The sequence below is a fragment of the Capnocytophaga sputigena genome (assembly GCF_900446695.1).
Taxonomy (GTDB): Bacteria; Bacteroidota; Bacteroidia; order Flavobacteriales; family Flavobacteriaceae; genus Capnocytophaga; species Capnocytophaga sputigena.
The window spans coordinates 212359-237344 of the sequence record NZ_UAVP01000009.1 but is presented as its reverse complement, the minus strand read 5'-3'; the positions used below and the strand labels follow the sequence as shown (position 1 = coordinate 237344).

Annotated in this window: 29 protein-coding genes; 22 read left to right on the top strand and 7 right to left on the bottom strand. The window is 38.8% G+C overall.

The features are described from left to right. Position 1 precedes the first annotated feature (1 nt). From DR017_RS11280 to DR017_RS11215, 14 genes are all read left to right on the top strand, one after another. On the top strand, positions 2–829 hold the full coding sequence (locus tag DR017_RS11280) for a hypothetical protein (RefSeq protein ID WP_002681335.1): 828 nt from the start codon (positions 2–4) through the stop codon (positions 827–829). A 26-nt stretch (positions 830–855) separates the two neighbouring features. Further along, positions 856–1350 carry a hypothetical protein gene (locus DR017_RS11275; RefSeq protein ID WP_002681360.1) on the top strand — a complete coding sequence of 165 codons (495 nt, stop codon included), beginning with the start codon at positions 856–858 and terminating at the stop codon, positions 1348–1350. Between the two features lie 14 nt (positions 1351–1364). Further along, positions 1365–2081: an SMI1/KNR4 family protein gene (locus tag DR017_RS11270; RefSeq protein ID WP_002681346.1), complete on the top strand. Its 717-nt coding sequence runs from the start codon at positions 1365–1367 to the stop codon at positions 2079–2081. Continuing rightward, positions 2074–2748, top strand: a complete 675-nt coding sequence (locus tag DR017_RS11265) for a hypothetical protein (protein WP_002681383.1) — start codon at positions 2074–2076, stop codon at positions 2746–2748. Before DR017_RS11270 ends, DR017_RS11265 begins: the two co-directional genes overlap by 8 nt. A gap of 25 nt (positions 2749–2773) precedes the next feature. Beyond that, positions 2774–3535 (top strand): hypothetical protein, encoded by a 762-nt coding sequence (locus tag DR017_RS11260; protein ID WP_002681351.1) that lies wholly within the window; start codon positions 2774–2776, stop codon positions 3533–3535. Positions 3536–3700: 165 nt separating this feature from the next. Continuing rightward, positions 3701–4054 carry an MmcQ/YjbR family DNA-binding protein gene (locus DR017_RS11255; RefSeq protein WP_040361730.1) on the top strand — a complete coding sequence of 118 codons (354 nt, stop codon included), beginning with the start codon at positions 3701–3703 and terminating at the stop codon, positions 4052–4054. 9 nt (positions 4055–4063) lie between these two features. Next, on the top strand, positions 4064–4546 hold the full coding sequence (locus tag DR017_RS11250; RefSeq protein ID WP_002681403.1) for a hypothetical protein: 483 nt from the start codon (positions 4064–4066) through the stop codon (positions 4544–4546). A 5-nt stretch (positions 4547–4551) separates the two neighbouring features. Next, a complete protein-coding gene (locus DR017_RS11245; RefSeq protein ID WP_002681341.1) occupies positions 4552–4971 on the top strand; it encodes a VOC family protein in 420 nt (139 codons plus the stop codon). Between the two features lie 6 nt (positions 4972–4977). Continuing rightward, positions 4978–5427: an NTF2 fold immunity protein gene (locus DR017_RS11240; protein WP_002681382.1), complete on the top strand. Its 450-nt coding sequence runs from the start codon at positions 4978–4980 to the stop codon at positions 5425–5427. A gap of 80 nt (positions 5428–5507) precedes the next feature. Continuing rightward, positions 5508–6020, top strand: a complete 513-nt coding sequence (locus DR017_RS11235) for a DUF4279 domain-containing protein (RefSeq protein WP_232501562.1) — start codon at positions 5508–5510, stop codon at positions 6018–6020. A 21-nt stretch (positions 6021–6041) separates the two neighbouring features. Beyond that, a complete protein-coding gene (locus DR017_RS11230; RefSeq protein WP_002681394.1) occupies positions 6042–6524 on the top strand; it encodes a hypothetical protein in 483 nt (160 codons plus the stop codon). A 31-nt stretch (positions 6525–6555) separates the two neighbouring features. Then, positions 6556–6927: an SMI1/KNR4 family protein gene (locus DR017_RS11225; protein WP_002681331.1), complete on the top strand. Its 372-nt coding sequence runs from the start codon at positions 6556–6558 to the stop codon at positions 6925–6927. Positions 6928–6948: 21 nt separating this feature from the next. Continuing rightward, a complete protein-coding gene (locus tag DR017_RS11220) occupies positions 6949–8100 on the top strand; it encodes an ABC transporter permease (RefSeq protein WP_002681356.1) in 1152 nt (383 codons plus the stop codon). Next, a complete protein-coding gene (locus DR017_RS11215; protein ID WP_002681325.1) occupies positions 8087–9274 on the top strand; it encodes an ABC transporter permease in 1188 nt (395 codons plus the stop codon). Before DR017_RS11220 ends, DR017_RS11215 begins: the two co-directional genes overlap by 14 nt. Positions 9275–9335: 61 nt before the next feature. Here DR017_RS11215 and DR017_RS11210 read toward each other — a convergent pair whose 3' ends face one another. From DR017_RS11210 to DR017_RS11175, 7 genes are all read right to left on the bottom strand, one after another. Then, on the bottom strand, positions 9336–10703 hold the full coding sequence (locus DR017_RS11210) for an SLC13 family permease (protein WP_002681405.1): 1368 nt from the start codon (positions 10701–10703) through the stop codon (positions 9336–9338). Positions 10704–10734: 31 nt separating this feature from the next. Next, a complete protein-coding gene (locus tag DR017_RS11205; protein WP_002681339.1) occupies positions 10735–11265 on the bottom strand; it encodes a mechanosensitive ion channel domain-containing protein in 531 nt (176 codons plus the stop codon). 2 nt (positions 11266–11267) lie between these two features. Then, a complete protein-coding gene (gene rny, locus DR017_RS11200) occupies positions 11268–12836 on the bottom strand; it encodes a ribonuclease Y (protein ID WP_002681350.1) in 1569 nt (522 codons plus the stop codon). A gap of 236 nt (positions 12837–13072) precedes the next feature. Next, complete coding sequence (locus DR017_RS11190) at positions 13073–13363, bottom strand: cell division protein ZapA (protein ID WP_002681364.1); 291 nt, start codon at positions 13361–13363, stop codon at positions 13073–13075. Positions 13364–13365: 2 nt separating this feature from the next. Next, positions 13366–13659 (bottom strand): hypothetical protein, encoded by a 294-nt coding sequence (locus tag DR017_RS11185; RefSeq protein ID WP_040361726.1) that lies wholly within the window; start codon positions 13657–13659, stop codon positions 13366–13368. A 169-nt stretch (positions 13660–13828) separates the two neighbouring features. Beyond that, complete coding sequence (locus DR017_RS11180; protein WP_002681392.1) at positions 13829–15376, bottom strand: RagB/SusD family nutrient uptake outer membrane protein; 1548 nt, start codon at positions 15374–15376, stop codon at positions 13829–13831. Positions 15377–15388: 12 nt separating this feature from the next. Further along, positions 15389–18439: a SusC/RagA family TonB-linked outer membrane protein gene (locus DR017_RS11175; RefSeq protein ID WP_002681359.1), complete on the bottom strand. Its 3051-nt coding sequence runs from the start codon at positions 18437–18439 to the stop codon at positions 15389–15391. A 233-nt stretch (positions 18440–18672) separates the two neighbouring features. Between DR017_RS11175 and DR017_RS11170 the strand changes: the two genes are divergently transcribed. From DR017_RS11170 to DR017_RS11130, 8 genes are all read left to right on the top strand, one after another. Continuing rightward, on the top strand, positions 18673–19275 hold the full coding sequence (locus tag DR017_RS11170; protein WP_002681361.1) for a nitroreductase family protein: 603 nt from the start codon (positions 18673–18675) through the stop codon (positions 19273–19275). Then, a complete protein-coding gene (rlmN, locus tag DR017_RS11165) occupies positions 19272–20324 on the top strand; it encodes a dual-specificity RNA methyltransferase RlmN (protein ID WP_002681390.1) in 1053 nt (350 codons plus the stop codon). Before DR017_RS11170 ends, rlmN begins: the two co-directional genes overlap by 4 nt. Positions 20325–20434: 110 nt before the next feature. After that, positions 20435–21766, top strand: a complete 1332-nt coding sequence (gene rseP / locus DR017_RS11160) for an RIP metalloprotease RseP (protein ID WP_002681365.1) — start codon at positions 20435–20437, stop codon at positions 21764–21766. Then, the gene (locus tag DR017_RS11155; RefSeq protein WP_002681343.1) at positions 21767–22252 is read left to right on the top strand and encodes a hypothetical protein; all 486 of its coding nucleotides are present in this window, start codon (positions 21767–21769) and stop codon (positions 22250–22252) included. Between the two features lie 12 nt (positions 22253–22264). Next, positions 22265–22498, top strand: coding sequence for a hypothetical protein (locus tag DR017_RS11150; RefSeq protein ID WP_002681378.1), 234 nt, complete (start codon positions 22265–22267; stop codon positions 22496–22498). Beyond that, positions 22488–22841, top strand: coding sequence for a hypothetical protein (locus tag DR017_RS11145; protein WP_002681374.1), 354 nt, complete (start codon positions 22488–22490; stop codon positions 22839–22841). Before DR017_RS11150 ends, DR017_RS11145 begins: the two co-directional genes overlap by 11 nt. Further along, positions 22816–23964: a DUF2062 domain-containing protein gene (locus DR017_RS11140; RefSeq protein WP_002681337.1), complete on the top strand. Its 1149-nt coding sequence runs from the start codon at positions 22816–22818 to the stop codon at positions 23962–23964. Before DR017_RS11145 ends, DR017_RS11140 begins: the two co-directional genes overlap by 26 nt. Before the next feature lie 418 nt (positions 23965–24382). Beyond that, on the top strand, positions 24383–24730 hold the full coding sequence (locus DR017_RS11130; RefSeq protein WP_232501563.1) for a hypothetical protein: 348 nt from the start codon (positions 24383–24385) through the stop codon (positions 24728–24730). Positions 24731–24986 lie beyond the last annotated feature (256 nt).

Genomic DNA, 24986 nt, shown 5'->3' with positions numbered 1-24986 from the left:
AATGAAGATAAAACGAGATGAATCGCATTGTTATGCTGCTGTCATTACCGAAGATGGTCAGTGGCAAAAAGGCGAAGAATACTTCTTAGAAGACTATACCGAAACCCTCATTTACAATGAGCAAGGTAAACTTATAGACGCTTGTTATGGCGAGGAATACCACTTTCTCTTTACCTATGATGCTTATGGTAACTGTGTGAACTCTCGACTCTATGACCCAGAAGATGAAGAACTAACTGACTGTTGGGAGGAAAAACAATACCGCTATAACGACCTACAACAAAAGGTAGAATGTATTACTTATGAAAATGGCAAATGGAAAGAAACTGTTACTTTCGAATACGATGCACACGGTAATAACATAAGTCAGCTCACTCGCACTGCTGACTACCAATACTTGTTCCAACTCGAATATGATGCCAAAGGCAGATGTATAGATAATCATTATACAAATATAACTACGGGAGAAAAGATTTTTCATCACTCTACTGAATTTCATAGTGATACCGAAAAAGTCAATACCAGTTTTTCAGAAAGCGGAAAGCCTTTTATGTTTACCATAACTCGTTTTGATGAAAAAGGCAATGTAATTTATGTTGCCCATCAGGATATAGGCGACCCCAAACCTTATTCAATAACTGAAACCACTTTTGATGAGCATAACAACGAAATTTTCGAGCGAATTAGCAACAAAGAAGGCGAAGTCTATACTCGCAAATACACCTATCGCTATGATAATCACGGCAATTGGATAGAGAAACGCATCGAATACTCCAAACGTTATACCAACCTGATTGTAGAACGAACCATTGAATACGCTAATGAATAAGAAACACCCATTTGCTAATTATCTCTATGACCTACGACGAATTTTACAACTGTATAGAACAGCTTCCTAAAGAAGTAACCAACAGAGATTTAGAAGCCTATCTCTCAGCTTTATATAGGATTGTAACTCCACACGAGAGCACACCCTTCTCCCCTACTCTTTGCCTTGAACTGCTTAAGGAGGCATTCAGTGCAAAGACTGCTACTTATGAGGAGCAGTGGACAAGCATTCGCTCAATGCCCGAAGAGACTGAACATCTTTCCGCCTTTGCTTATACCCAAGCAGTTATTGTCTTTCAGATAGCTGAACTCCACCGTATGAAAGACAAAGAACTTCATAACGAAATGCGTTCCTTTGGCATCACCTCCGAAACGGGCTATGATTGGTACAATTTCAATCCTTTAGACCTCTTGGAGTGTGGCGCACGAGGCTTGTGTGATTATATAGGTGAAGATGAAACCATCCCTAACGACTGGCATTTCTTAGGACATTTGTTAGATTTAGGAAGGTATTATGAATAAAAAAAACATCCAATATGAACCTATTACAACAAATAGAACAGACTTATAACTTTCAGTACCCCAAACTATATCACCGGCTTTATGAGGATGGTATGCTCAATTGGGGACAATTTGGTCCTCGTTGGCGTGAACTTGAGTACCCTAAAATCAAAGATAATCCACCATTACTTTTAGAAGGGCGTATGGATTTTGAAATTTTAGAACTCTCTGAAATATCAGAAGAAATAGAATTCTTACACGGTGCCGAAAGTTTTTATAAAATTAAGCCTGAGTACCTCTTCATCCCTTTTGGAAAGAATGGAGCAGGCGACTATTATTGTTTATTTTACAATAAAGAAAACCCTCTCCCTGAACCTTGGGTCGTACTATTTGCTCACGATTTTAACGAAGTAGAAGTTCTAGCCGATAACTTTCAGAATTTTATTTTCTACGGATTGTTAGAATGTGTGTTATATATGGATGAACTCCTTGCTGATGACGATTCTTTTTATACCGAAATAGCCAATATGTTCCGTACGCACCGTCCTTATTTAAGTGAACAGCAAGCAAAAATAGTAGAAGACATTTATAAAAGAAAAACTTTTGCTTCTACCTACATCTATACATTTAATGATAGGGAATACACCGAAAAATATATAGGATTACTTTCGCGAGAAGAGTTTGATACTTTGTGTAACAAGTTTATTCCCATTCCAAAAGAAGAAAAACAATTTGAATATAGCAATGACTAAAACGAAATCTAATATAATAGAAGAAAGCAACATTTTTGAACAAATCCGTACGCTCTTTGGTTTAGAGGAAGATTGTGGTTTTACCGATGAAGAGATGCAACCTTTCTTCAAGGTGATAGAGAAAATGCCTACACTGCTATACAACTATTACACTACTTTGGGAAAACATCAAGCTCTGAATCAAACACAAGATAACTTGGTAACCCCAAAGGATAACCTTACTCTTTTCAGCGACCCAAACTATTTTGTTTTTTATACAGAAAATCAAAATTGCTGTCTGTGGGCTATCGCAAAGGAAGATTTAGATACCGCCAATCCTAAGGTGTATATGAGTACCGACTTTATTCACCAACATTGGCAAGTAGAATGTGATACATTAGCTGAATTTTTGTTGGCTATAGCTCACTTGCAAGCTGTATTTGCGCTTCCTTATGCTTATGAAGGCTTTAAATATATCACTCCTGAGGAATTGATAGCTATAAAAGAGCGTTTCCCCAAAAAACCTTTTACCCTCCATCATTGGTTAGAAGGAGCCAACTTTTATGGGGATGCCACAGATAGTATTGCTATATTAGACAAAGGTAGTCAATTAATATATGCATCTTCTTCTAAAAGTTCTTTTGAGGCGATAGATAGCTTCTTAAAAGATATAGGGGAAGATATGTAAGAAATTAACATCATACCTCAGCAATATGAACCTATTACAAAAAATAGAACAAACTTATGGCTTTCAGTACCCCAAACTATATCACCAGCTTTATGAGGATGGAATGCTGAATATGGGCGCAAAATATCCATATCATTCTTATTGTCCTATGGAATACAAAAATGGTGATAGATTGCCTAATAAGGAGTGGTTAGAACAAGAATATCCTAAACTGAAAGAGAACCCGCCTTTGTTTCTGTATGTAGATTGGTTTCAGGTGCTCACCCCCTCACAACTCGCGAAAGAGTTTGAGTTTTTAAATCAGCATTTAACACAATATCCTCAGAACCAAAAATTCTTCTTTGCTCCCTTTGCAAGGGCTGTAGTGGATGATTATATGGTTTATTGTTTTTGTTATAACAAAGAAAAACCAACACAAGAACCAAGTGTAGTATTTATTAGAGAAGATGGAGAGGTGGATATCCTTTCAGGCAATTTGCAGAACTTTATTTTTTACCAATTAATAAAATGGTTGGTAGCACATTTTCACGACATAAGTTTTATCTGTTATGGTGATTTTTATGAAAATCTACGTCAGACACTTCGCACCCATTGCCCTTATTTAACAGAAGAACAAGCGGAGGTGTTAGAGGATATTTATAAAAGAGAGATTAAAGAATATACTAGAAAACTTACATCTGGAGGCTGTTATACATTTCTTACCTTGCTACACGAAGGAGAGGAAGAAACATTACTAAATAAGTATAACCCACTGCCTAAAGAAACCATTTTATTGAAAACCGTTTAGACTTTTATTGCTTACTGAACTTTGTACCTTTGAAGAGTTTATAGCAAACCCTTCCGCACAAATTAATAAGATTTTTGAATAAAAATTTGGCACACGTGTGTGCTGAATTGATAATGAGGAATGAGCCCCTCTTTCCTCTTATCTCTTATCTCTTACCTAAACAAAATGAACTTAGAAGAACTTAGAGATTATTGTCTTTCCTTGCCCCACGTTACTGAGGATATGCCTTTTGGCGAGGATATTTTAGTATTTCGGATTTGTAATCGTATTTTTGTGCTTACAAGTTTAGAATCAGTACCTTTGCGGGTGAGTCTCAAGTGCGACCCCGAGCGTGCGATAGAACTCCGCGAGCAATACCCCGATAAGATTATAGCGGGCTACCACCTCAACAAAAAACATTGGAATACTGTGCTTTTAGAAGGTTTACCCCCTGCCCTTATCAAGGAGATGATACAGCATTCTTACGACCAAGTACTCGCTAAAGTTCCCAAGAAGGAGAGAGAAATGTTAATTAGTTAATTCAAGATTATGTTCTCAAAGCTCAAAGATTTCTTTTGTAAATCCTATCCAGTTTTTGGGTATGAATTCTTTATTCCTGTAGTTCTCTACAAGCGTATAGAGGCAGTTGAAGGAGAGGTCAGCCCCAAAAGTATCAGGCTTTTCTTTAGCAAAGCGCCTTATTCCCTTAGTAAAGGACAGCTACAGATTATCAAAGAAGCTGACAAACTCTTTTTTGTACAAATAACATTCTATGAAGAAAATAAAAGAGAGACTTTTAAGGAGGAAATAGAGAGTTATAAGGAAGTATTTCCGTTTTGGACAGTCTTTCCTCATAGTTTCTATGGAGCTCCTCGCTGGAATCAAGGCTACCAAGAGCATTATAGAGACACTTTTTTAGAATATTGGGACTCCTTATCCCCCGAAGCACAACAGGAATATATGGATAAATACCATTGCCCTGAGGAATGGCGAATTTGGCACAAAGAAAGAGAGATAAATTTTAAACCATAAATAAAATGAGGCAGAAATTTACACTTATCACTTTAGGTGTCCGCGACTTTAAGAAAACTCTTGCCTTTTATGAGAACTTAGGCTGGCAGAAGTCAGACAAAAGTATGGAGGAGTATGCTCTTTTCCCTTTGGGAGGAATTGTATTAGGATTATATCCTTTACAAGAACTCTCCGAAGATACTACACTACCTTATCAGTCAAGTGCATTTGCAGGAATAACAATTAGTTATAATGCCAAATCGGAAGGGGAAGTAGATGCTGTTTTATCCAAGGTCAGTGAGTTAGGAGCTACTATTGTCAAGCCAGCTCAAAAAGTATTTTGGGGTGGATATAGCGGCTATTTCAAGGACTTGGACGGCTACCTTTTTGAAGTTGCTTATAATCCTTTTTGGGAGTTTGACGAGAATGACAATTTAAAATTATAATTCAAAATGACAGAAACGGAACAAACCCTACGCCAGCGTTTCACGGCTTTCTTACAAGCGATGTACAACTGGGAAACAGAAGCCAACAGAGTGGATGAAGAAGAAGTGGAGAAAAAGAAAACCCTCTCTTGGGAAGACTTTTGCAAAAAGCAAACCGAGCTTCGTATCCCTATTTATAAGGAATACATCACCGAACGCGAACGCAAAAACGGTGGTGCTGAATACACCAGTCACTTGTTTCCTCCTAACTACGACCCTTCTAAAGAAAGCATTACCGAAGTGCAAATCACGGGTAAAAAAGCCTCTATCTTTACCAATAGGCTCTATGCAGGAATGAATTACAAGCGCGAGTACAAATACAAACTCGTAGAAGATCGCTGGCTATTAGATACTATCAAAGAACAGTATTTGCCTGAGAACAGAGACCCTGAAAAATGGAAAAGTGTGATTATATAAGTATTTATTTTATTATCAAGAACTTATAAAAAGTCACCAACTTGGTGACTTTTTAGAGATGCCGCTAGGCATCGCCTCTTATGTTACTACACTTTGCCAAAGTTTTAATTGCTCGTCGTGCTACGACCTTTGGCAAAGTTGATTTCTCTAAAATAATTGATTTACTCGCAATCTATTTTTGTTTGACTATAATATTCAAAATGACAAGAATTAAATTAACTTTTATCGTTTATGGCGATATGTTTGATATAGATGAGTTTTCCAAAATCATAAATATATCCCCTACCGAATTTGCTTACAAAGGTGATAAACTAAAATTTAGGATAAGTACAGATACTTTTTGGAAATATTCATTTAAAGATATTATATCTCTTTTTGTAGAAGATAGTTTAAAGCCTCTTAAAAAAATTGTAACCCCAAGAATTGAGGAGATATCTTCATTTATACAGAAAAACAATTTAAAATCTATAATGCGTTTTAAAGTTGAAACAAATAAAGAACCTGCTCCAGCAATAGCTTTTGAAAACAATACTATCAATTTGCTAAGCAAACTAAATAGCTCTATTGATTTAGATTTGTATATCTATGATTGATATAAGTCACCAATTAACAAAATGAACACATCAAGTTATAACACCAAGTTTGGCACTCTTGCTTTCTCTCAAAAAGTGGGAGACGAGTATTTTTGGGAGGCTTCATTCCAGTGGAAAAGTGATTTCTACAAAGAAACTTTACAGCTGCCTTTTTCTGTGTTTAGCAATAGTGAAACCATCACACCTGATACTATTGCTTTTATTGAACAGATTCTTACCAGTGCAGATAAGTTGGTTGCGAAAGCACTTTCTTATTTTCAAGAACAACTGCTGATATGCTCAGAAGGCTTTCATCTTTTGGAAGAAGAAAAACAATTGCTCAGTGTTCCCTTGCAGGAAGTCCCTTTTGAAAGTCCGCAATTCCTGTTCTATGACAACAAAGAGTGGATATTGCATTTCGCCGAAGGTGGTTTCAGCTTTTGCGAACCTTATGGAGTTTCTTTTCATTTTAAAGACGAAGAACCTATCCTAATAGAAAACTTAGAAGACGCTGAAGAAATATAATTAACTTAGATTATTTAATAAATAAAAAAGTATGAACAGAATTACAGAAACAGAACAAAAACATTCCTTTGAACTTCCTGCTTTTTACAAGGAAATCCTCAACAGTTTTGATTTATATTGCCTTTATCAGTACAAAGGTAAAGATTTGGATATTAAAAATCGTAACCTCCTTTTTGAAAAGCTGAGCAGAGACTATCAAGCGTGGCAATTACTACAATATCTTGATGAACCTAATACTGAAAATACTTTTGTTTTTGGTAGTCTAGGTGATGACTCCAGACTATACTTCAACCTCTCCAATGGGTCAGTTTGGGACTATTGGCTTGACGATAAATCTACTCACAAAATAGCTAATAGCTTTGATGAATTACTTTCAGAAGCTACTTTGGAAGAAAAAGAATAAACCTAACTTGCTAATTATACTATGAAATATTTTAAAACCGAATGCAAGAACCTTTTCCTATCACCCAAACGACTGTTTTACGTTTTGGTGTTCCCTTTGGTTATCTTTGGGTTCTTTGCAGCTATTTTCTACAAAGGCGTGCCTCGCGACCTGCCTATGGCGTATATCAATTACGACCAAAGTCAGCTGTCCGAGAACCTTTTGCGTATGCTCGATGCTACCCCAAACATCGACCTGAAAACCCAACTCACCGATGAACAGGAAGCCCAACGACTTATCCAGCAACAGCAGATAATGGGCTTTATCGTTATCCCTGCCGATTTTCAGCAGAAACTATTCAAAGGCGAAAATCAATCGGTGATTTGTTATACCAATAATCAGTTTATGCTGGGGGCAAGTCTTATCCAAAAGGATTTTCAAACTACTGTAGGAATGTTCTCTGCGGGACTGGTAATGAAGAAGAAAATGCAAAAAGGACAACAAACCGAGAAGGTACGCGCTGAGGCTCAAACCGTAAAAGTAGATGACCACGGTTTGTACAATCCTTATTCTAATTATGCCTATTACCTGCTTACAGCACTCTTGCCGATGATGCTCCAAATGATTGTGATGATGGTAACGGTATATGTATTAGGAATAGAATTCCGTTATCGTCGGGGGAAACAATGGCTCAAAAAGGCTGGTGGCAGTCCGCTAAAAGCCTTGATAGGCAAACTTCTGCCTTATACTTTAGTGCTCTTCTTTGTCGCGTGGTGGATGAACTATCTCCTCTTCGGGCTTATAGGCGCTCCCCTCCACATCCCGATGTTCAATGTAGTGCTGATTACCTTTGCTTTAGTGATTGTATATCAGATTATAGGCATTATGTTTGTTTCTCTCTTGCCTAATTTCAGGTCGGCACTCACTGTAGGTAGTGGTTTTACAGCGATTGCCTTCTCGTTTGCGGCTTATACTTTCCCTATGGAAGGTCTGCCTCGCAGCATACAGTATTTAGCGCAAATCTTCCCTTATGCTCATTTTATGAAATACTATGTAAATCGCGCTATCAAAGGGATACCTGTGGAAATGACGTGGCAACCCCTTTTAGCCTTATTGCTCTTTGGCTTATTGCTGATAGTTGCCTACCCTATATTTGTAAAGAAAATAAAATCAGGAGGATATGAAACAATTTAGAAGTTATATATATCAAAGTTCAGCCGACTTCACCCGTGCAATGCTCTGGGAAGCCAAATATATATTCCGCGACAAAGCGGTGTTCTTTTCGTTTGTGATAGTAGCAGTGGTAGTCTCTTTCTTGTACACCTACCTATATTCCGAAGAAACGCTACAAAAACTCCCTATTGGAGTGGTTGATGAGGATAATACAGCGCAAAGTCGTCAGCTATTGCGTATGATAGATGCCAATAGCGGTGTGGCTATCTACAGCAGTTATCTCAACCTCAGCGAAGCAGAAAAGGCTTTTCAGCGTGAGCAAATACGCGGTATCGTAACCATCCCTAATGGTTTTGCACGCGATCTACAACGCGGAGAACAACCCTCTATATCCGTCTATGCGGATGCTTCGTATATGCTCTATTACAAGCAAGTGCTCACTGCAGCTAAACTCTCAGCGGTCTACCTCAATGCAGGCGTTGAGATGAAACGCTCGTCGGCACAAGGCAAGCTCCCTACCCAAGCACGTGAGGAAGCTATGCCTGTAAGTGCTAAAGTAGTGAGTTTATACAACCCTTCATCGGGCTATGCCACTTTCTTAATTCCCATAGTTCTGGTGATTATTTTCCAAACCACCATTCTCACAGCAGTAGGCATTTTAGGAGGTACAATGCGCGAGGGTAACAAACTACGCAAAATATACCCCAATTCACATAGCTTCTGGGGAGCACTACCCATTGTAATGGGGAAAGCTACTACCTATTTAGGCTTTTCAATGGTGATATTGCTCATTATCTTAGGCATTATAATGCCATTGTTTGGCATTCCAGTGCGCAGTTCAATGCTCAGCACCTTGGTATTTATGATACCCTTTATCCTTTCGATAGTGTTTATGGGGCTTTGCTTGCTCAACTTTCTACGCCGCCGTGAAGATGCGATTATGCTCATTATGTACACCTCGTTGCCTTCGGTAATGCTCACCGGCTTTTCGTGGCCCTCAATAGCAATGCCACAGTGGCTAAATATCTTCTCGTATATCGTGCCTACTACCTTAGGGGCAAAAGGATTTATTTCCATTACCCAAATGGGGGCTCATCTCACTACCATTATGCCTTATTGGCTGGGAATGTGGGGACTCTGTTTAGTGTATTTAGTATTAGCTACTTTCACCTTAAAAAGAGTTTTGAATAAGTAAGAGATAAAAAAAGCTGCCTGAGCACAATGTTCAGACAGCTTTTTTTAATATTTTCTGTTTATTATTTCCAAAAGGAGAAAGCCATTAGTGATATAAAAATAATACATAATATATTCAGTACAAAACCAGCCTTCACCATATCCTTCTGAAGCACTTTTCCGGTACCATAAGCAATGGCATTAGGCGGAGTTGCAACGGGCAACATAAAGGCACAAGATGCTCCTAAACCTATGATGAGTGAAAGCCCTAACGGATCAAGTCCCATATTTTCGGCTACCGAAATGAAGATAGGCACTAAAAGTGCTGCACTAGCGGTATTGCTAGTAAACTCGGTGAGGAAGATGATAAAAGTAGCGACCACAACTCCAATGACAAAGTAACTACTATCAGAAATGAGGAATTGCACCGAATCTACCAATGCCTTGCTCGCTCCCGATTGAGTGAGGATTACACTTAATGAAAGTCCGCCACCGAAGAGCATTAGCACGCCCCAATCGGTGTTTTCTTGTATTTGTTTCCATTCGGCAACGCCAAACAAACACACAAACACGGCAGCAATCATTGCTACCACAGCATCAAAATCTTTTATTTTTTCGATATGCAAGAAAGAAGTAATCACCTCATTGATTATGTCGCCAAATATCCAGCAAAGGGCTGTAATTAAAAAGATGAGAATAGTGAGATACTGTTTAGTGTTCAGTTTTTCAGTCATTGTTTCACTCTCTATCTTGATATTCAGTTTAGGGCGAAATACCACATACATAGCTCCAATCATCAGAGGGAACAAACCTAAAACTGTAGGCATTCCATAGCGCAACCATTGGGCGAAAGTGATGTTCAATTGAGAAGCTACAATCGCATTAGGAGGGCTACCCACCAAAGTACCCATACCCCCTATACTCGCACTATAAGCCACCCCTAATATCACAAAGGCATAAGTGCCTTTATTGCTCTCATAGTCGATATTTTTGAGCAAGCCAATAGCCAAAGGGATAATCATCGCTGCTGTAGCTGTATTGCTGATACCCATAGAGAGCACAGCTGTAACTAAAAACAGCAAGAATACCGCTAATAGGAAATTACCTCTCGCCAAAGAAATCACCTTATGGGCAATATATTGGTCGAGTTTTTGGACACTTAAGGCTGTAGCAATGGCAAAACCACCAAAAAACAAGAAGATTGTGGGGTTTGCAAAAGCCTGTAGTGCACTTTTGGTACTCTCTAAGCCTAAAAGTATTGCCAATACAGGCACTAACAGTGCTGTAACAGTGATATGTAAGGCTTCAGTAAGCCATAAAATGGCTACAAAAGCAAGTAGTGCCAAGCCTTTTTTAGTAGGTTCTTCATAAGGAAGAAACCAATAAAGCAAGACTCCTATCACCAATGCGATGGCTATAACAACAGAACTTTTGATGTTTTTGGTTAGCATATCAATTAGGTTTTAATTATTTAAAGCGGTATTACGATTTTAGTTTTATCGCATATTCCTCTTCCGAGACAATCACAATTCCCTTTTGTAACAAGAGATTGTTTGGCAAACTTATCTGTTCACCTTCTTCGGTTTTCAAAAGGGTATAAAAAGACTTGATATCTATTATTTTAGCCTCAATAGGATAATCTTTATCTAAAATCTTGATAGTATCACCTATTCTAAAAGGAGAAGAGAAAAACACAATAATACCTGCTGTAATATTGCTGAGTATAGACCATTGAGCAAAGAAAGCTACCCCTATTACCGTAAGAATTGAAGTAACGAACAAGAAGAGTTGTTCGGTTTTTATTCCCCAAATAGAGACAATAGTAAGGATAGCCAATGCATAGATAAAATAATCTATATACTTTTTAACCAAACGTGTACGGCTCACGCCTAAACCTGCTCTTTTGCCAAACTTTTCGATAATAGAGTTCACCAAATAGCGCAAGGCAGTGAAAACCACCAATGCAATGGCGGTAGCGATGATTTGGTATATGTAATTTTGTATATAGGTCATTTCTATTTCGCTATATTCACAGCACGAGTTTCACGGATTACCGTTACTTTCACTTGACCTGGGTAGGTCATATCGGTTTGGATTTTTTGTGATAAGTTGAATGATAGTTCTGCGGCTTTATCGTCGGTTACTTTTTCGCTTTCTACGATTACGCGCAACTCACGACCTGCTTGAATAGCATAGGCTTTTTTCACACCTTGGAAAGTGAAGGCTGCATCTTCGAGGTCTTTGAGGCGTTGGATGTACGAATCGAGTACTTGGCGACGTGCTCCAGGACGTGCTCCACTAATCGCATCGCATACTTGTACGATAGGTGAAAGGAGAGAAGTCATTTCAATTTCATCGTGGTGCGCCCCAATAGCGTTGCACACTTCGGGTTTTTCACCATATTTCTCTGCCCATTCCATACCGAGGAGCGCGTGAGGGGTTTCGGTTTCCACTTGTGGCACTTTACCGATATCGTGCAAGAGTCCGGCGCGTTTAGCGAGTTTAGGATTTAAGCCTAATTCGGCTGCCATTACCCCGCAGAGTTTGGCTACCTCACGTGAGTGTTGCAAGAGGTTTTGACCATAAGAAGAACGGTATTTCATACGACCTACACATTTCACCAATTCGGGGTGTAATCCGTGGATACCGAGGTCGATTACGGTGCGTTTGCCTATTTCAACGATTTCTTCTTCTATTTGTTTGGTAGTTTTTTCAACCACTTCCTCAATACGTGCAGGGTGGATACGCCCATCGGTTACGAGTTTGTGCAATGACAAACGAGCAATTTCGCGGCGTACTGAATCGAAGCAAGAGAGGATAATTGCTTCGGGGGTATCATCTACAATGATTTCGACCCCAGTAGCGGCTTCAAGGGCACGGATGTTGCGACCTTCACGACCGATGATGCGACCTTTCACTTCATCGGATTCGAGGTTGAATACTGATACACAGTTGTCTACTGCTTCCTCAGTGCCTATACGCTGAATGGTGTTGATAATGATTTTGCGCGCTTCTTGATGAGCGGTGAGTTTCGCTTCCTCAATGGTATTTTGGATATAAGCCATTGCATCGGCTTGCGCCTCACTGCGAAGAGAGTCGGTGAGTTGTTTTTTAGCTTCCTCGGCGGAGAGTCCAGAGATAACTTCGAGTTGTTGCACTTGGCTTTTGTGCAAACGTTCGATTTCTTCTTGTTTTTTGTCGAGAGTTTGGAGGCGGAAATCAGCTTCTTCAGTTTTCTTTTCCAATTCGTCTTTAAGGCGTTTGTTTTGAGCTAACTCATTGGATACTTGAGACTCTTTATCACGAATACGTTTTTCAGCCTCTGCCATTTTTTTATCTTTGGCAGCGATTGTTTTTTCGTGTTCGGCTTTTAGTTCGAGGAACTTTTCTTTAGCTTGGAAGATTTTGTCTTTTTTAATGTTTTCGCCTTCAACTTTAGCATTTTTTAGAAGAACGTCGGCTTCATTCTGAGCGTTGAGAATAATTTTAGAGGCGTTCTTCTTTTCCAGCACTTTGGCGATAGCAAACCCTATGGCAAGGGCGATAATAAAAACTGCAATACTTATAATAACTGTACTATCCATCTTGTTGATTTAAAAAAATAAAATATTAATATAAAAAAATGCCTATATTGATTAATGTGTTTCACGTAAAACTCTGAAAAACAGGTTTAGGGATACTCAGTAGGTCAAGTATCCGGCAACTGAAGACCGGCGCGCTTTAGCTACTGTAACTCACCCTTTTGTGAAATGTTAATGTTGAGTTTACCGAAAGGACAATCAATATAGGCAGTAAGTTTTCTATGTAAATGAACGTGCTTTTACCCTATTTGGTTTAGGGTATTATATACCTTTTCTAAGGTATTTTTGAGGGTTTCATCTTCTTGTGTTTCATTGAGGCGGGTTTGTTCTATTTGCCTTGCCAAAGTGATAGCGCACATAGCTAACCCATCTTGTTTATCGCGCAATTGATAAACGGTTTCAAACTCTTGAATCATATCGTTTATTCTTTTAGCGGCTTTTCTAAATCCCTCTTCTTGAGCGGGGGCAATGGTAAGGGGGTATAGCCTATCGGCTACTGAAAGTTTGATTTTCAATTCGTCCTGTTCCATTGCTATTGTTTTGTGAGCTGAACAATACACGCGTCGATTTCACGGATGAGTGCATTGATTTTCAGTTTAGTTTCTCTCTTGTGTTCTTTACTGCCTAATATACGGTTAGCGATGGCGAGTGTTTCGTTTTTTTCTTTTAGTGTAGTGATGGTGCTTTGAAGTGCTGTTTTTTCACTACGAAGTTCCTCAATGGTTTGCTTTAGCTTGTCATTTTCTTCCCTAAGATTTTGAAATTGGGCTTGTAGGGCAATAGCTTTTTCATCTAATAAGGCTACCAATTGTTTTAAATCACTCATCAAATAGCGAACTTTGTATATTTGGGGCAAAAATACAATATGTTTTTATAAAAAGCAATTTTTTAGTAAATAAATATTTTTTGAATAGATAAGAGATAAGAGGTAAGAGGTAATACAATAAAGGCTGTCCTAAAAATAGAACAGCCTTTTATTTTTGATTTTCAAGAAATTACCAACCTGGGTTTTGTTGCCAATTGGCTCTACCTTGTTCATATCGGATGTTTTCGGGGTCGATTGGCCAAGTGAGTTTATAGGCACTAGCTGCTGGAACATTCATTTGATAATATTGGTTAGCTGGGTCAGTTTTAATAGTGTTGATATTTTGAGGAGTACCGCGTACAATATCTAATCCCCAACGTTTGATATCAATCATACGGAATCCTTCGAAGGCGAGTTCTCGGTTTCGTTCGTTTTGGATTTCAGTCCAAAGGTCGGTATAGGTAACGCTACCTATACCTCGTGCAGTGCGCAATCTATCTAAGTAGATTTTAGCATTGGTTTGATCGCCTTTTTTATAAGCGGCTTCGGCGGCTATAAGGTACATTTCGGCGATTCGGAATACTTTTGGTTTGTGCATATAGGTAGGTGATGCATAGGGTGATGATTTAAGCTGCGCATTATCGGGATATTTATATACCAAATAGATATTATCATATTTGTTTTGACCATTATTGACAAACAATTTTTTGATATACACATTTTTTCTAAAGTCGGCGTTATCAAATAGGTCGACGAAAGTTTGTGTAGGGATAACGCTTGGGGTATAGGCGCTAACTCTTCGTGTTCTCCAGTTTAATTCGGCGGCTATGTAATATCTACCGTTATCGGTTGAAGGGAGTTCGATAGAGGAGGCGTTTACTCCTGATGAATACGCTGCATAGAGTTGTGTAATGCTTTCGTCTTCTTTATCAATTTCCCAGATGTCTTTCAATTCGTTTTCAGTGGTGCTCAAGGCATAGCGTGAGGTGATGATGCTTGTAGCAGTAGTGTAAGCAGCTGCCCAATCGCCTTTATAGAGTAGTACACGAGCTTTAAGGGCTGCGACTGCATCTTTAGAGAAGGTGGTCATTCCTGCTCTTCCTGTTACATCGTTCAATCGTTCTTCGGCGCGTGCTATATCGGCTAAAATGAAATTATAAGTTTCTTTCACAGAGCTGCGTTGGGGCATATTATTGATTGTTTCTCCGGTTAGCAGAGGTAATCCGTAAGGAGAACTTTCATCATAAGCTGGGCAGTAGTGAGTTACCAAATAGGTGTAATAATAAGCACGCCCTAAGTACAATTCGCCGAGATTATGTTTTATTTGTTTTGAATCATTGTTGTAATTATCCTGAGGGATGGGTATTGATGGGATTTGTTCAAGGGCTATATTTATATTTTGAATAGCGCTAAAATAACTTTGCCATATAGAGGCGGTAGTAGCGTTAGTAGATACGAACTCCGACCAGTTTTGCAGGTTGATAAATAGGTCGGACACGCCTTCTCTTTGTGCCATATTGAGGAAATCTACTTGTATATCGCTGCTGTACATAGCTTTTCCGTACACATTATCACGTAGGGTGTTATACATACCATTCACCCAATACTGAGCGTCCTGCACTGTTAGGGCAGAATTTTTCTCACTGAGTTCTTTAAAGGGCTCTTGATCCAGATTGAAACAACTGTTTAGAAAAAGAGGGACTACAGCCAAAGTGAGTATTTTATATATTTTTTTCATTTGCTTATATTTTTAAAAATTAAGTTCGATTCCTAAGGTAAATTGGCGAGAAGGAGGGTTACCACCTAATGCGATTGCGTTAGCAAATTCAGGGTCAGCTCCTGTATATTTGGTAAGTGTAAAGATATTGCGAGCCATTGCATAGAGGCGTACTCCTTGGAAGAATTTCACTTGGTCTATGACTTCTTTAGGTAATCGATAGCTAAGAGAGATGCTTTTCATACGCATAAATGAGGCGTCTTCTAAGAGTCGAGAATCTAAACTACGCACGAAATATTCGGAGTCAATTTTAGGATAATCGGTTATATCGCCAGGTTGTTTCCAATAGTTTAGTATTTTTCTACTGATATTATAAATGCCGAAATTACCTGGGTTTTCGGTATAACTAATGTCGTTATTCATCATATATCTACCCAATGAGAATGAGAATGCCATATCCAATGAGAAGGTTTTATAGGTGATATTCCAACCGAAACCTCCATTGATAGGAGCCTGCATTTTTTTACCTGTAGTTTGTACGAGTTTGCTTGAATCATAGGCTGTGGTTACATTGTTGTCATCGGTTACTTGCTCCATACGGTCGGTACCTGGCACATAGTATTCGAGTACTCCAGTGTTAGGATTTATGCCTTTGCGTATAGCGGCTGCCCATTCAAGTGGTCGTCCTAATTTATAGGCTACTCCTGTGTAAGAGCTTACGTCGGATATTTTATTACCAAATAGGGAGGTTACTTCTTGTTTATTGTAGTTTACATTGAAATAAGGACGGATGCTCAGGTCTTCATTTTTACTTCTATACACTACTGATGAGAAAGTAAAGTCAATTCCGCGGTTACGCATACCTCCTGCATTGTCAAAGAATTGATTTTGACCTGTAGTAGTATTTAAGGCACGGCTAGAGAGCATATCGTACGTTTCGCGGTCATAATATTCTATATTGAATGAGGTGCCTCTATCGATTACGATATTGAGTCCAACGGTAGTTTTTCGTTGTTCTTCCCAGTGTAAATTAGGGTTTCCTAATTTTTTCATTTGATAGGCGGTTCCTCCTTCGTATATTTCATCGGCGTTGATGGTAGTTATGTGGTTATAACCGCTTGCCCCTGCGTTACCTGAGAGTCCTGTACTAAAGCGCAAATTGAGGTCGGTGAGCCATTTCACTTCTTTTAAGAAGTTTTCTTGTTTGAGTTTCCACATTGCTCCTACTGCCCAGAAATTACCATAGTGGTTGTTTTTACCGAAGGCTGAGGAACCATCACGGCGCATAGATAGATCCAAGAAGTATCGGTTATTGAAAGAGTATTCCAATCGTCCGAAGAAAGAGTTGAATGTACTGATGGATTTATCATCATCTATGTAGGGAGTTTTTTTACCGTGAGCGAGCATTGTAAGACCTTCGGAGGGTTGTCCGCTGGTTCTTACAGTAAGTTGGGTAATTTTATTTTCAATAGATTCTTGTCCTAATAAGGTGTTAAAACTATGTTTTTTACCTAACAAGAAGCGATATTCTATAGTATTTGTGATACTTTTTCTAAGGCTTCGAGTAGTTGAGAGTCCTGAATAGGGATTAGTTTCGGATAGGAATCTATAGTCTATAAATGAGGGGAGTTCTTTTTGTTCTAATTCACTATAGGAATATTGTACTCCGCCTTGTGTTTTGAATATCAAATTTTTGATAGGTTCAATAGTGAGGTATCCTGTAGGGAGGAAATCGTCACCAAAAGAGTTATTAGGGTGTGTATCAGCATAGTACTGAGGGTGATAGAACCCATCGGAACGCCTTGTAATTCCTTTGATATAGTTTTTTCTTGTACCATCGGGGTTGGTAGGTGTATATAGAGGTAGGGCAGTAACACGAGGGCTTCCTAATGAGTTACCTCCTTCGCGTTCGTTATGACCTACTGCAAATGAGAGTCCTGTTTTGAGCCATTTGGTAATGCGTGTATCAATACTACCATTTAGGGTATAACGTTTGTAATCGATAGGAGGAGCTGTTGATCCTTCTTGTTTGAAATATCCTAAAGAGAGGTAATAAGACGTGTTTTCAGTACCTCCTGAAACTGACACATCTGTACGAGTGAGTGGTACAAAATCGCGGAAGAATATTTTATCCCAGCGAGTGTTATAAGGATTGTCTGTTAATATTTTATTAGCGGCGGCTTCAGCTATAGCTCTTGTATTGCCTGTCATTCCTGCTGCATTGATAACGCTTCTTGGATCTCTTTCAATCCAAAAGTCCATATATTCGCGTGGAGTCATCATATCATCAAAGAATTTACGGCTAGCATTGGTAAGTGCTGAGAAACCGAGTTGGTGGCTGATAGTTACGTTTGTACGCTCATTATTACGTCCTTTTTTGGTGGTGATGAGTATCACTCCATTGGCAGCACGTGCTCCATAGATAGAAGTAGAAGCTGCGTCTTTAAGCACTGTAATACTCTCGATATCATTAGGGTTGAAGTCACTCATCACACTACTACTTACAGCTACTCCATCCATTATATATAGAGGAGTTTGATTTTGATGACCTCCTAAGGCTCCTTGGAAGTTGTTATATCCGTGGATAAGGATATCACTATTGCTACCAGGACGACCTGAATTGCTGGTTACTACTACCCCTGCCAAGCGCCCTTGTAAGGCATCGGATACACTGGCTACAGGTGCTGCACTCACATCCTTGCCTTGCACTTGTGCTACTTGTGCGACAGTACGGCTGGCGAGTTTAGGAGCACCATAACCGGTAACCACCATCTCTTCTAGCTCTTGCACATCGTCTTTAAGAACAATATCCACTCGCTTAGTGCTTGCAGTGATTTTCTTTTCAACAGTTTTCATTCCCAAAAATGAATATTGCAGTACATCACCTACTTTGGTTTGAATCTCGTACTTTCCATCCATATTGGTAGCAGCACCGCGCTGGGTGCCTTTAATCAATACTAATACGCCTAATAAAGGCTCGCCTTTTTCATCTTTTACAGTACCTATAACTTCTATATTCTGCGCGACCATCGCAAAGGAAGCTGTTAAGAAGAAAATCCACGTATAAAATAAATTTAGCTTCATCTTTCTGTTTTTAAACGTTTTTAGGGCGCAAAGATAATAACAATTCGCATATTTGCAAATAAATAACGATAGGATTTTATTGCTTTTTTCATTTTTGCAAAAAGTTGTAAGCATTGGTAACAAGGTTGTAACGGAATAGCAATAGTAAAAAGAGGGATAATAGCTATCTACTAATTTGGTAATTTGCTAATTACGCCGTACCTTTGCCGCCTGAAACTTAAAAACAAAACACTATGGACTTTCTGCAATTAGCACAGAATCGTTATACTACAAAACATTACAGCAATAAACGCATCAGCGATAGTGATATCGCTAAACTCAAAGAGATATTACGTCTCGCTCCTTCATCTATCAATTCTCAACCTTGGCAATTTGTTTTTATAAGCGATGAAGCTACTAAGGAAGCTTTCGCCAAAGCGTCGTTCATCAATGAGGAACGCGTGAAGCAAGCCAGCCATTTAGTGGTGTTTATGGCAAATAGTGCCTTACCTTCATTTGAGAAAAAACTCGCTAAAGCTGCTACCGAAACAGGACTCAACTTCTATCACAAAGTGCAGAAACCTAAAGGTGATGTAGGGCTCTATGCGTGGATGAACAACCAAGTGTATATCTCTTTAGGATTTTTCCTGAGCGCTTGTGCTTCTATGGGTATTGATAGCACCCCTATGGAAGGTATTATCAACACTGAGTACGACAAACTTTTAAATGAACCTCAATACACTACGCTTTTTGCTGTGGCAATAGGCTACCGCGACCCCGAGGACAGCAATCAGTTGCACTTGCACCCTAAATCGCGCTTGCCTTTAGAAGACGTAGTAAAGGATTTTAAATTATGATGCAAAAACGCGACATACGCGCTCTTACTAAGGAAGAACTCCGCACTTTTTTTGAGAGTAATGGCGACAAGGCTTTTCGCGGCAACCAAGTGTACGAATGGTTGTGGCAGAAAGGCGTGCATACTTTCGAGGCAATGACCTCACTGCCAAAAGCTACACGCGAGATGCTCGCTGAACACTTCAGTATCAACCACATCAAAGTAGATGTGATGCAACGCAGTAACGATGGTACCATCAAAAACGCTGTGCGCCTGCACGATGGTTTGCTGGTAGAATCGGTGTTAATTCCTACCGATACCCGCACGACAGCCTGCGTATCGAGTCAGGTGGGGTGTAGTCTCAACTGTTCGTTTTGTGCGACAGCGCGCTTAAAACGTATGCGCAATCTCCTGCCCGATGAGATATTCGACCAAGTGAAGGTAATCGATGAGCAGAGTCGCGCTTTCTTTGGTCGTCCGCTTTCTAACATAGTGTTTATGGGAATGGGCGAACCGCTGATGAACTACAACAATGTACTGAAGGCTATCGACAAGATTACTTCACCTGAAGGCTTAGGAATGTCGCCTAAACGCATTACATTATCCACTTCGGGTATACCCAAATTGATAAAAAAGATGGCTGATGATGAGGTAAAATTCAAATTGGCAGTATCTTTGCATTCAGCCATTGGTAGTGTGCGCACGGGTATTATGCCTTTCAATGAACAATTCCCGTTAGAAGAACTACGTGACGCTTTGGCATATTGGTATCAAAAAACTAAAAACCGCATCACCTACGAGTATGTGGTGTGGAAGGGTATCAACGACCAGAAAAAGGATGTAGAGGCGCTGATAAAATTCTGTAAGTTTGCTCCTTCTAAAGTGAATCTCATTGAGTACAACCCCATAGACGACGGTGATTTTCAACAAGCCGACCCTAAAGCACTTGAACTTTACCAAACGATGCTTGAAGCAGCAGGCATCACTGTTACCGTTCGCCACTCACGCGGTAAAGATATCGATGCTGCCTGCGGACAATTAGCGAATAAGAAAGTGAAGAGTGAAAAATGAAAAGTGAAGAGTGGTATAACATTTGTGTTGCATCACTTATTGTCATAAGAATCTATCACATATCCAGCTACGCCAACTCACTAACTTTACCTGTTACCTAAAACCTGAACATGGAAGTATTTTTAATAAAAGCGGCTCAATTAATTCTGAGTCTTTCAATTTTAGTAGTCCTACACGAATTAGGACATTTTATCCCTGCTAAACTCTTCAAAACAAGAGTAGAAAAGTTTTTCCTTTTCTTTGATGTGAAGTTTTCCCTCTTCAAAAAGAAGATAGGTGAAACTGTATACGGCATAGGGTGGCTACCACTAGGCGGCTACGTGAAAATTGCTGGTATGATTGATGAGAGTATGGACAAAGAGCAAATGGCACAACCTCCACAGCCGTGGGAGTTCCGCTCTAAACCTGCGTGGCAACGCCTTATCATTATGATAGGCGGGGTAACCGTGAATTTGCTCTTAGGATTCTTTATTTACTCAATGATTCTCTTCGCTTGGGGGCAAGATTACCTCAAACCCGAAGGTGTGAAAGATGGTTTTGCCGTTACTCGCACTATGCGTGCTTATGGTTTCCAAAATGGTGACATTGTAACTGCTATTGATGGCAAGCCTTTGGAGAACGTGTTGGAAGCTAGCAAACACATTTTGTTGCGCGACCCCAAACAGATTACAGTACAAGGCATTGACGGCAATACACGCACCCTTTCTCTCCCTGAAAATATAGGTAAAACCCTTTATTTACGCGGTGAAACTACTCCTTTTAGCATCAAAACAAAAGCTATTATCGATACTGTTATCCCAGAATCACCAGCAGCTAAAGCAGGCTTGCAAAAAGGCGACAAATTAGTAAATATTGGCGGAGAACCTATCTACTACTTTTCGGACGTACCTCCTGCCCTTACAATGGCTCCTGTGGGAACTCCCGTGAGTGTGATGATAGAACGTGACGGAGTAGCCAAAGAACTAAAAATAGTTCTCGGTGAAGAGAAAAAAATGGGAGTTTCGGCAGGACAACGAGAAGGCGAAGTACAGCTTTCACATAAAAACTACTCTTTAGGAGCTGCCTTAAGTCACGGAACTGCTTATGGTTACAATGTGTTGCGCGACTATGTTTCGCAATTTAAATTTGTATTCACTAAAAAAGGAGCAAGTGAAGTAGGAGGTTTTGGCTCTATAGGCAAACTTTTCCAAGATAATTGGAACTGGCTTTCTTTCTGGCAAATCACTGCCTTCCTTTCTATTGCTTTAGCCTTTATGAATATCTTGCCTATACCTGCTTTAGACGGCGGACACGTGGTATTCCTCCTCTATGAAATGGTAACAGGCAGAGCGCCTAATCAAAAAGTATTAGAATACGCTCAAATGGTAGGATTTGTAATCCTCATTGCTATCTTGCTATATGCCAATGGTAGCGACTTGTATAGAGCAATATTTAACAAGTAAATGAAACACATCTACTTCATCATATTATTCTTGAGTTTGGGGGCTCTGCAAGCGCAGAGCCTTGAAAAGGTGCGCGCTGCCTATATTACGGCTTCCGATAGTAAAGAGAACGCCGCAGCTTTTGCTGAGCTGATAGCCAATGCTCCTACCACCGATGTGGTGCTAAGTGCCTATAAAGGGGCAAGCAAAATGATATTAGCAAAATTTGGAGGGGGTAGAGTAGCCTTGCTCAAAGAGGGCAAACCGCTGTTAGAAAACGCCCTCAAACAGCAACCTCAAAATGCTGAACTCCACCTCATCCGCCTCAGTGTACAAGAACACTTGCCTAAAGTAGTACCCTATCGCAACAACATCACTGCCGATAAGGATTTTATACTCGCACACTACGCTCAACAATCTCCTGAACTACAAAAACATATAGCAGGATTTGTAAAGAAGTCGAAAGTGTTTAACGATGAAGAGAAAAAGAAGTTAAATTTGCAATAAACTCATAAAAATATGGAACTTACTATAAATATCAATGCACAACCATCTAAAATAGATGCTTTTCTAAATTTTATAAAATCTCTTGATTTTATAGAAGTTACTAATATTAAAAAGAGTGAAGAAACTTTAAATCCACAACAGAAAAAGTTTAAGAAAAAACTTTTTAATGCTTTGAATGAGCTAAATGAAGCAAGAGAGGGTAAAGTAAAATTAGGTAATTTAGACGATTTACTCAATGAAATATAGGTTTGGATATATACCTTCTTTTGCAAAGGAATTAAAGGCTTTATGTAAAAAACACAAAAGTTTAAAGAAGGATTTTGAGGCATTAAAAGAAGAAATTGAAACAAATCCTAATATAGGAGTATCATTAGGTGAAGGATTGAGAAAAATACGACTAAACATAAGCAGTAAAAACAAAGGAAAAAGTGGTGGAGCAAGAGTAATTACTCACGAAATATTAGTAGAAATAGACTGTCAAGAAACTATGTCGGTGGCGTTCATTTCTATTTATGACAAATCAGAATATGATACAGTTGATTTGAATATTGTTAAAAAATTAGTTGAAGAATATCGTGGAGAAGAATAAAATTTGCGTTTTAATTCCTACTTATAACAATGCTAAAACCCTCGCTCGCGTGATTGATGGGGTGTTGCGCTATACCTCTCATATTATCATAGTGAATGATGGCGCAACCGATGCTACTCCCGATATACTCGCTCGTTACCCCCAACTCACTATTATTCATCTTCCTAAGAACAAAGGCAAAGGCAATGCCCTGCGCATAGGCTTTAACAAAGCCCGTGATTTAGGCTACGACTACGCCCTTACCATTGACTCCGACGGACAACATTACCCCGAAGATATCCCCGTATTTATAGCCGCTATAGAAGCTGAAAATGAACCTACTCTGCTAGTAGGTAGCCGCAATATGTCCCAAGATGGCGTACCTAAGAAAAGTAGCTTCGGACATAAATTTTCTAACTTCTGGTTTCACCTCGAAACGGGGGTGAATCTCCCCGACACACAATCGGGATATAGGTTATATCCTTTGCATCACATTCCTAAGAAATATTATACCGAAAAGTTTGAATTTGAGATAGAAATATTAGTGCGCAGCAGTTGGAATGGGGTACAACTAAAAAATGTACCTATACAAGTGTTGTACGACCCCGAAGAACGCGTTTCTCATTTTCGACCTTTCCGCGACTTTATGCGTATCAGCTTGCTCAACAGCGTGTTGGTACTCATCGCGCTTTTCTACATCAAGCCGCGTAATTTCTTTAGAGATGCCAAAAAAAAGAGCCTTAAACGCTTTATCAAAGAAGATATATTAGAAAGCAACAGCAGCGACAGCGTGAAAGCTGGTTCAGTAGCATTAGGTGTATTCTTTGGCATTGCGCCTTTTTGGGGTTTTCAAACCATACTTACTATCACTTTGGCAGTATTCTTCAATTTGAATAAAACTCTGGCTTTTATCTGCTCTAACGTGAGTATCCCCCCGATGATACCTGTGCTTATTTTTTCTTCTCTTAAAATAGGTACTTTTTTTGTGGGAGGCACAATTCTGCCGCAAGGCGACCTCACAGCAATGGAATATATCCAAAACAATTTGTTACAATATTTAGTAGGGAGTTTTACTTTGGCAATTAGCGCCTCATTGTTGTTAGGGTTGCTCACTTATGGATTGTTGAAATTGAGAAAAAGATAATTTTTTACAAAAGGCAACTGATGCTTATTCCTCATTTATCCCTTATCCTTTACATTTTTAGACCCTACAGAACCTTACTTATACTTTCTTTGCCCAGCCAATGCACGTTGGGAGCTTGTACTGAGAATAAAAGAACTCAAAAAGAAAGTGACAAAATAATTCAAAATAAAATAAATGATAGCAAAAGAATATATCCCTATTTATATTGTATTAATAGTTCTTACACTTTTTTATATAAAGGATAAAAGAAAGAAGAAAAATGATGACAACCCAATGAATATAGCAAGGGTCTTTGATTCATTTATACTAATAATAATACTTTTGGTATTAATTATATTATCTATTTTTAATTAATAGGCAATATTCCAGATGGGTAATGTTCCAAATAGGTGCAAAAAATACAGCGAAAATTAATTTTATGATGAATATACAAAGAGAAAATGGAATTGATGAAGTGAATTGTGCTTTCAGAATGCTGAATATGGGGCTTGACCAATTTATTGAGATACAACATTCAATGGTGAGTTTAGATTTAGACTTTGAGGTGAATGAGGAGCATAGAAACATTATTATAGATATGAATCACAAAGAAGATGTCAATACAATTATTCAGCTTTGTAAAAAATTCAATATTAAAAAAGGAAATATATATTGTTCTATCATATCATCTTATGACAATGGAGGTTTTAGACTGCCTTCATATATTATCTATTTGATAAAAGAAATGCAGGAAATAGAATTGGATTTTTCATTTGTGGTATGTTGATAATGAATTAAATATGCTAAACGTGTTTAAACACAAAATTACTAATTTTCGGGAACTTTTATTTTATTTAAAAAGTTTAAAACAACTTCATAAACTTTGCATATTGGAATATGTATAGAATGAGTTTATTGACGTTAATAGAATATTTGTAGTTTATTTATTAAGTTCGATTCTCACATAATTCGTAATTTATTTATGGTCAACATGACCTAATTTCATAGAAAATAAGTATTTATAAAAAAACTAAAAAAGAGAT

What these genes read in the sequence shown, in the direction of transcription:
- DR017_RS11280 (WP_002681335.1), top strand. Translation starts at nt 2, where the DNA reads ATGAAGATAAAACGAGATGAATCGCATTGTTATGCTGCTGTCATTACC.
- DR017_RS11275 (WP_002681360.1), top strand. Translation starts at nt 856, where the DNA reads ATGACCTACGACGAATTTTACAACTGTATAGAACAGCTTCCTAAAGAA.
- DR017_RS11270 (WP_002681346.1), top strand. Translation starts at nt 1,365, where the DNA reads ATGAACCTATTACAACAAATAGAACAGACTTATAACTTTCAGTACCCC.
- DR017_RS11265 (WP_002681383.1), top strand. Translation starts at nt 2,074, where the DNA reads ATGACTAAAACGAAATCTAATATAATAGAAGAAAGCAACATTTTTGAA.
- DR017_RS11260 (WP_002681351.1), top strand. Translation starts at nt 2,774, where the DNA reads ATGAACCTATTACAAAAAATAGAACAAACTTATGGCTTTCAGTACCCC.
- DR017_RS11255 (WP_040361730.1), top strand. Translation starts at nt 3,701, where the DNA reads ATGAACTTAGAAGAACTTAGAGATTATTGTCTTTCCTTGCCCCACGTT.
- DR017_RS11250 (WP_002681403.1), top strand. Translation starts at nt 4,064, where the DNA reads ATGTTCTCAAAGCTCAAAGATTTCTTTTGTAAATCCTATCCAGTTTTT.
- DR017_RS11245 (WP_002681341.1), top strand. Translation starts at nt 4,552, where the DNA reads ATGAGGCAGAAATTTACACTTATCACTTTAGGTGTCCGCGACTTTAAG.
- DR017_RS11240 (WP_002681382.1), top strand. Translation starts at nt 4,978, where the DNA reads ATGACAGAAACGGAACAAACCCTACGCCAGCGTTTCACGGCTTTCTTA.
- DR017_RS11235 (WP_232501562.1), top strand. Translation starts at nt 5,508, where the DNA reads ATGTTACTACACTTTGCCAAAGTTTTAATTGCTCGTCGTGCTACGACC.
- DR017_RS11230 (WP_002681394.1), top strand. Translation starts at nt 6,042, where the DNA reads ATGAACACATCAAGTTATAACACCAAGTTTGGCACTCTTGCTTTCTCT.
- DR017_RS11225 (WP_002681331.1), top strand. Translation starts at nt 6,556, where the DNA reads ATGAACAGAATTACAGAAACAGAACAAAAACATTCCTTTGAACTTCCT.
- DR017_RS11220 (WP_002681356.1), top strand. Translation starts at nt 6,949, where the DNA reads ATGAAATATTTTAAAACCGAATGCAAGAACCTTTTCCTATCACCCAAA.
- DR017_RS11215 (WP_002681325.1), top strand. Translation starts at nt 8,087, where the DNA reads ATGAAACAATTTAGAAGTTATATATATCAAAGTTCAGCCGACTTCACC.
- DR017_RS11210 (WP_002681405.1), bottom strand. Translation starts at nt 10,703, where the DNA reads ATGCTAACCAAAAACATCAAAAGTTCTGTTGTTATAGCCATCGCATTG.
- DR017_RS11205 (WP_002681339.1), bottom strand. Translation starts at nt 11,265, where the DNA reads ATGACCTATATACAAAATTACATATACCAAATCATCGCTACCGCCATT.
- rny (WP_002681350.1), bottom strand. Translation starts at nt 12,836, where the DNA reads ATGGATAGTACAGTTATTATAAGTATTGCAGTTTTTATTATCGCCCTT.
- DR017_RS11190 (WP_002681364.1), bottom strand. Translation starts at nt 13,363, where the DNA reads ATGGAACAGGACGAATTGAAAATCAAACTTTCAGTAGCCGATAGGCTA.
- DR017_RS11185 (WP_040361726.1), bottom strand. Translation starts at nt 13,659, where the DNA reads ATGAGTGATTTAAAACAATTGGTAGCCTTATTAGATGAAAAAGCTATT.
- DR017_RS11180 (WP_002681392.1), bottom strand. Translation starts at nt 15,376, where the DNA reads ATGAAAAAAATATATAAAATACTCACTTTGGCTGTAGTCCCTCTTTTT.
- DR017_RS11175 (WP_002681359.1), bottom strand. Translation starts at nt 18,439, where the DNA reads ATGAAGCTAAATTTATTTTATACGTGGATTTTCTTCTTAACAGCTTCC.
- DR017_RS11170 (WP_002681361.1), top strand. Translation starts at nt 18,673, where the DNA reads ATGGACTTTCTGCAATTAGCACAGAATCGTTATACTACAAAACATTAC.
- rlmN (WP_002681390.1), top strand. Translation starts at nt 19,272, where the DNA reads ATGATGCAAAAACGCGACATACGCGCTCTTACTAAGGAAGAACTCCGC.
- rseP (WP_002681365.1), top strand. Translation starts at nt 20,435, where the DNA reads ATGGAAGTATTTTTAATAAAAGCGGCTCAATTAATTCTGAGTCTTTCA.
- DR017_RS11155 (WP_002681343.1), top strand. Translation starts at nt 21,767, where the DNA reads ATGAAACACATCTACTTCATCATATTATTCTTGAGTTTGGGGGCTCTG.
- DR017_RS11150 (WP_002681378.1), top strand. Translation starts at nt 22,265, where the DNA reads ATGGAACTTACTATAAATATCAATGCACAACCATCTAAAATAGATGCT.
- DR017_RS11145 (WP_002681374.1), top strand. Translation starts at nt 22,488, where the DNA reads ATGAAATATAGGTTTGGATATATACCTTCTTTTGCAAAGGAATTAAAG.
- DR017_RS11130 (WP_232501563.1), top strand. Translation starts at nt 24,383, where the DNA reads ATGATGAATATACAAAGAGAAAATGGAATTGATGAAGTGAATTGTGCT.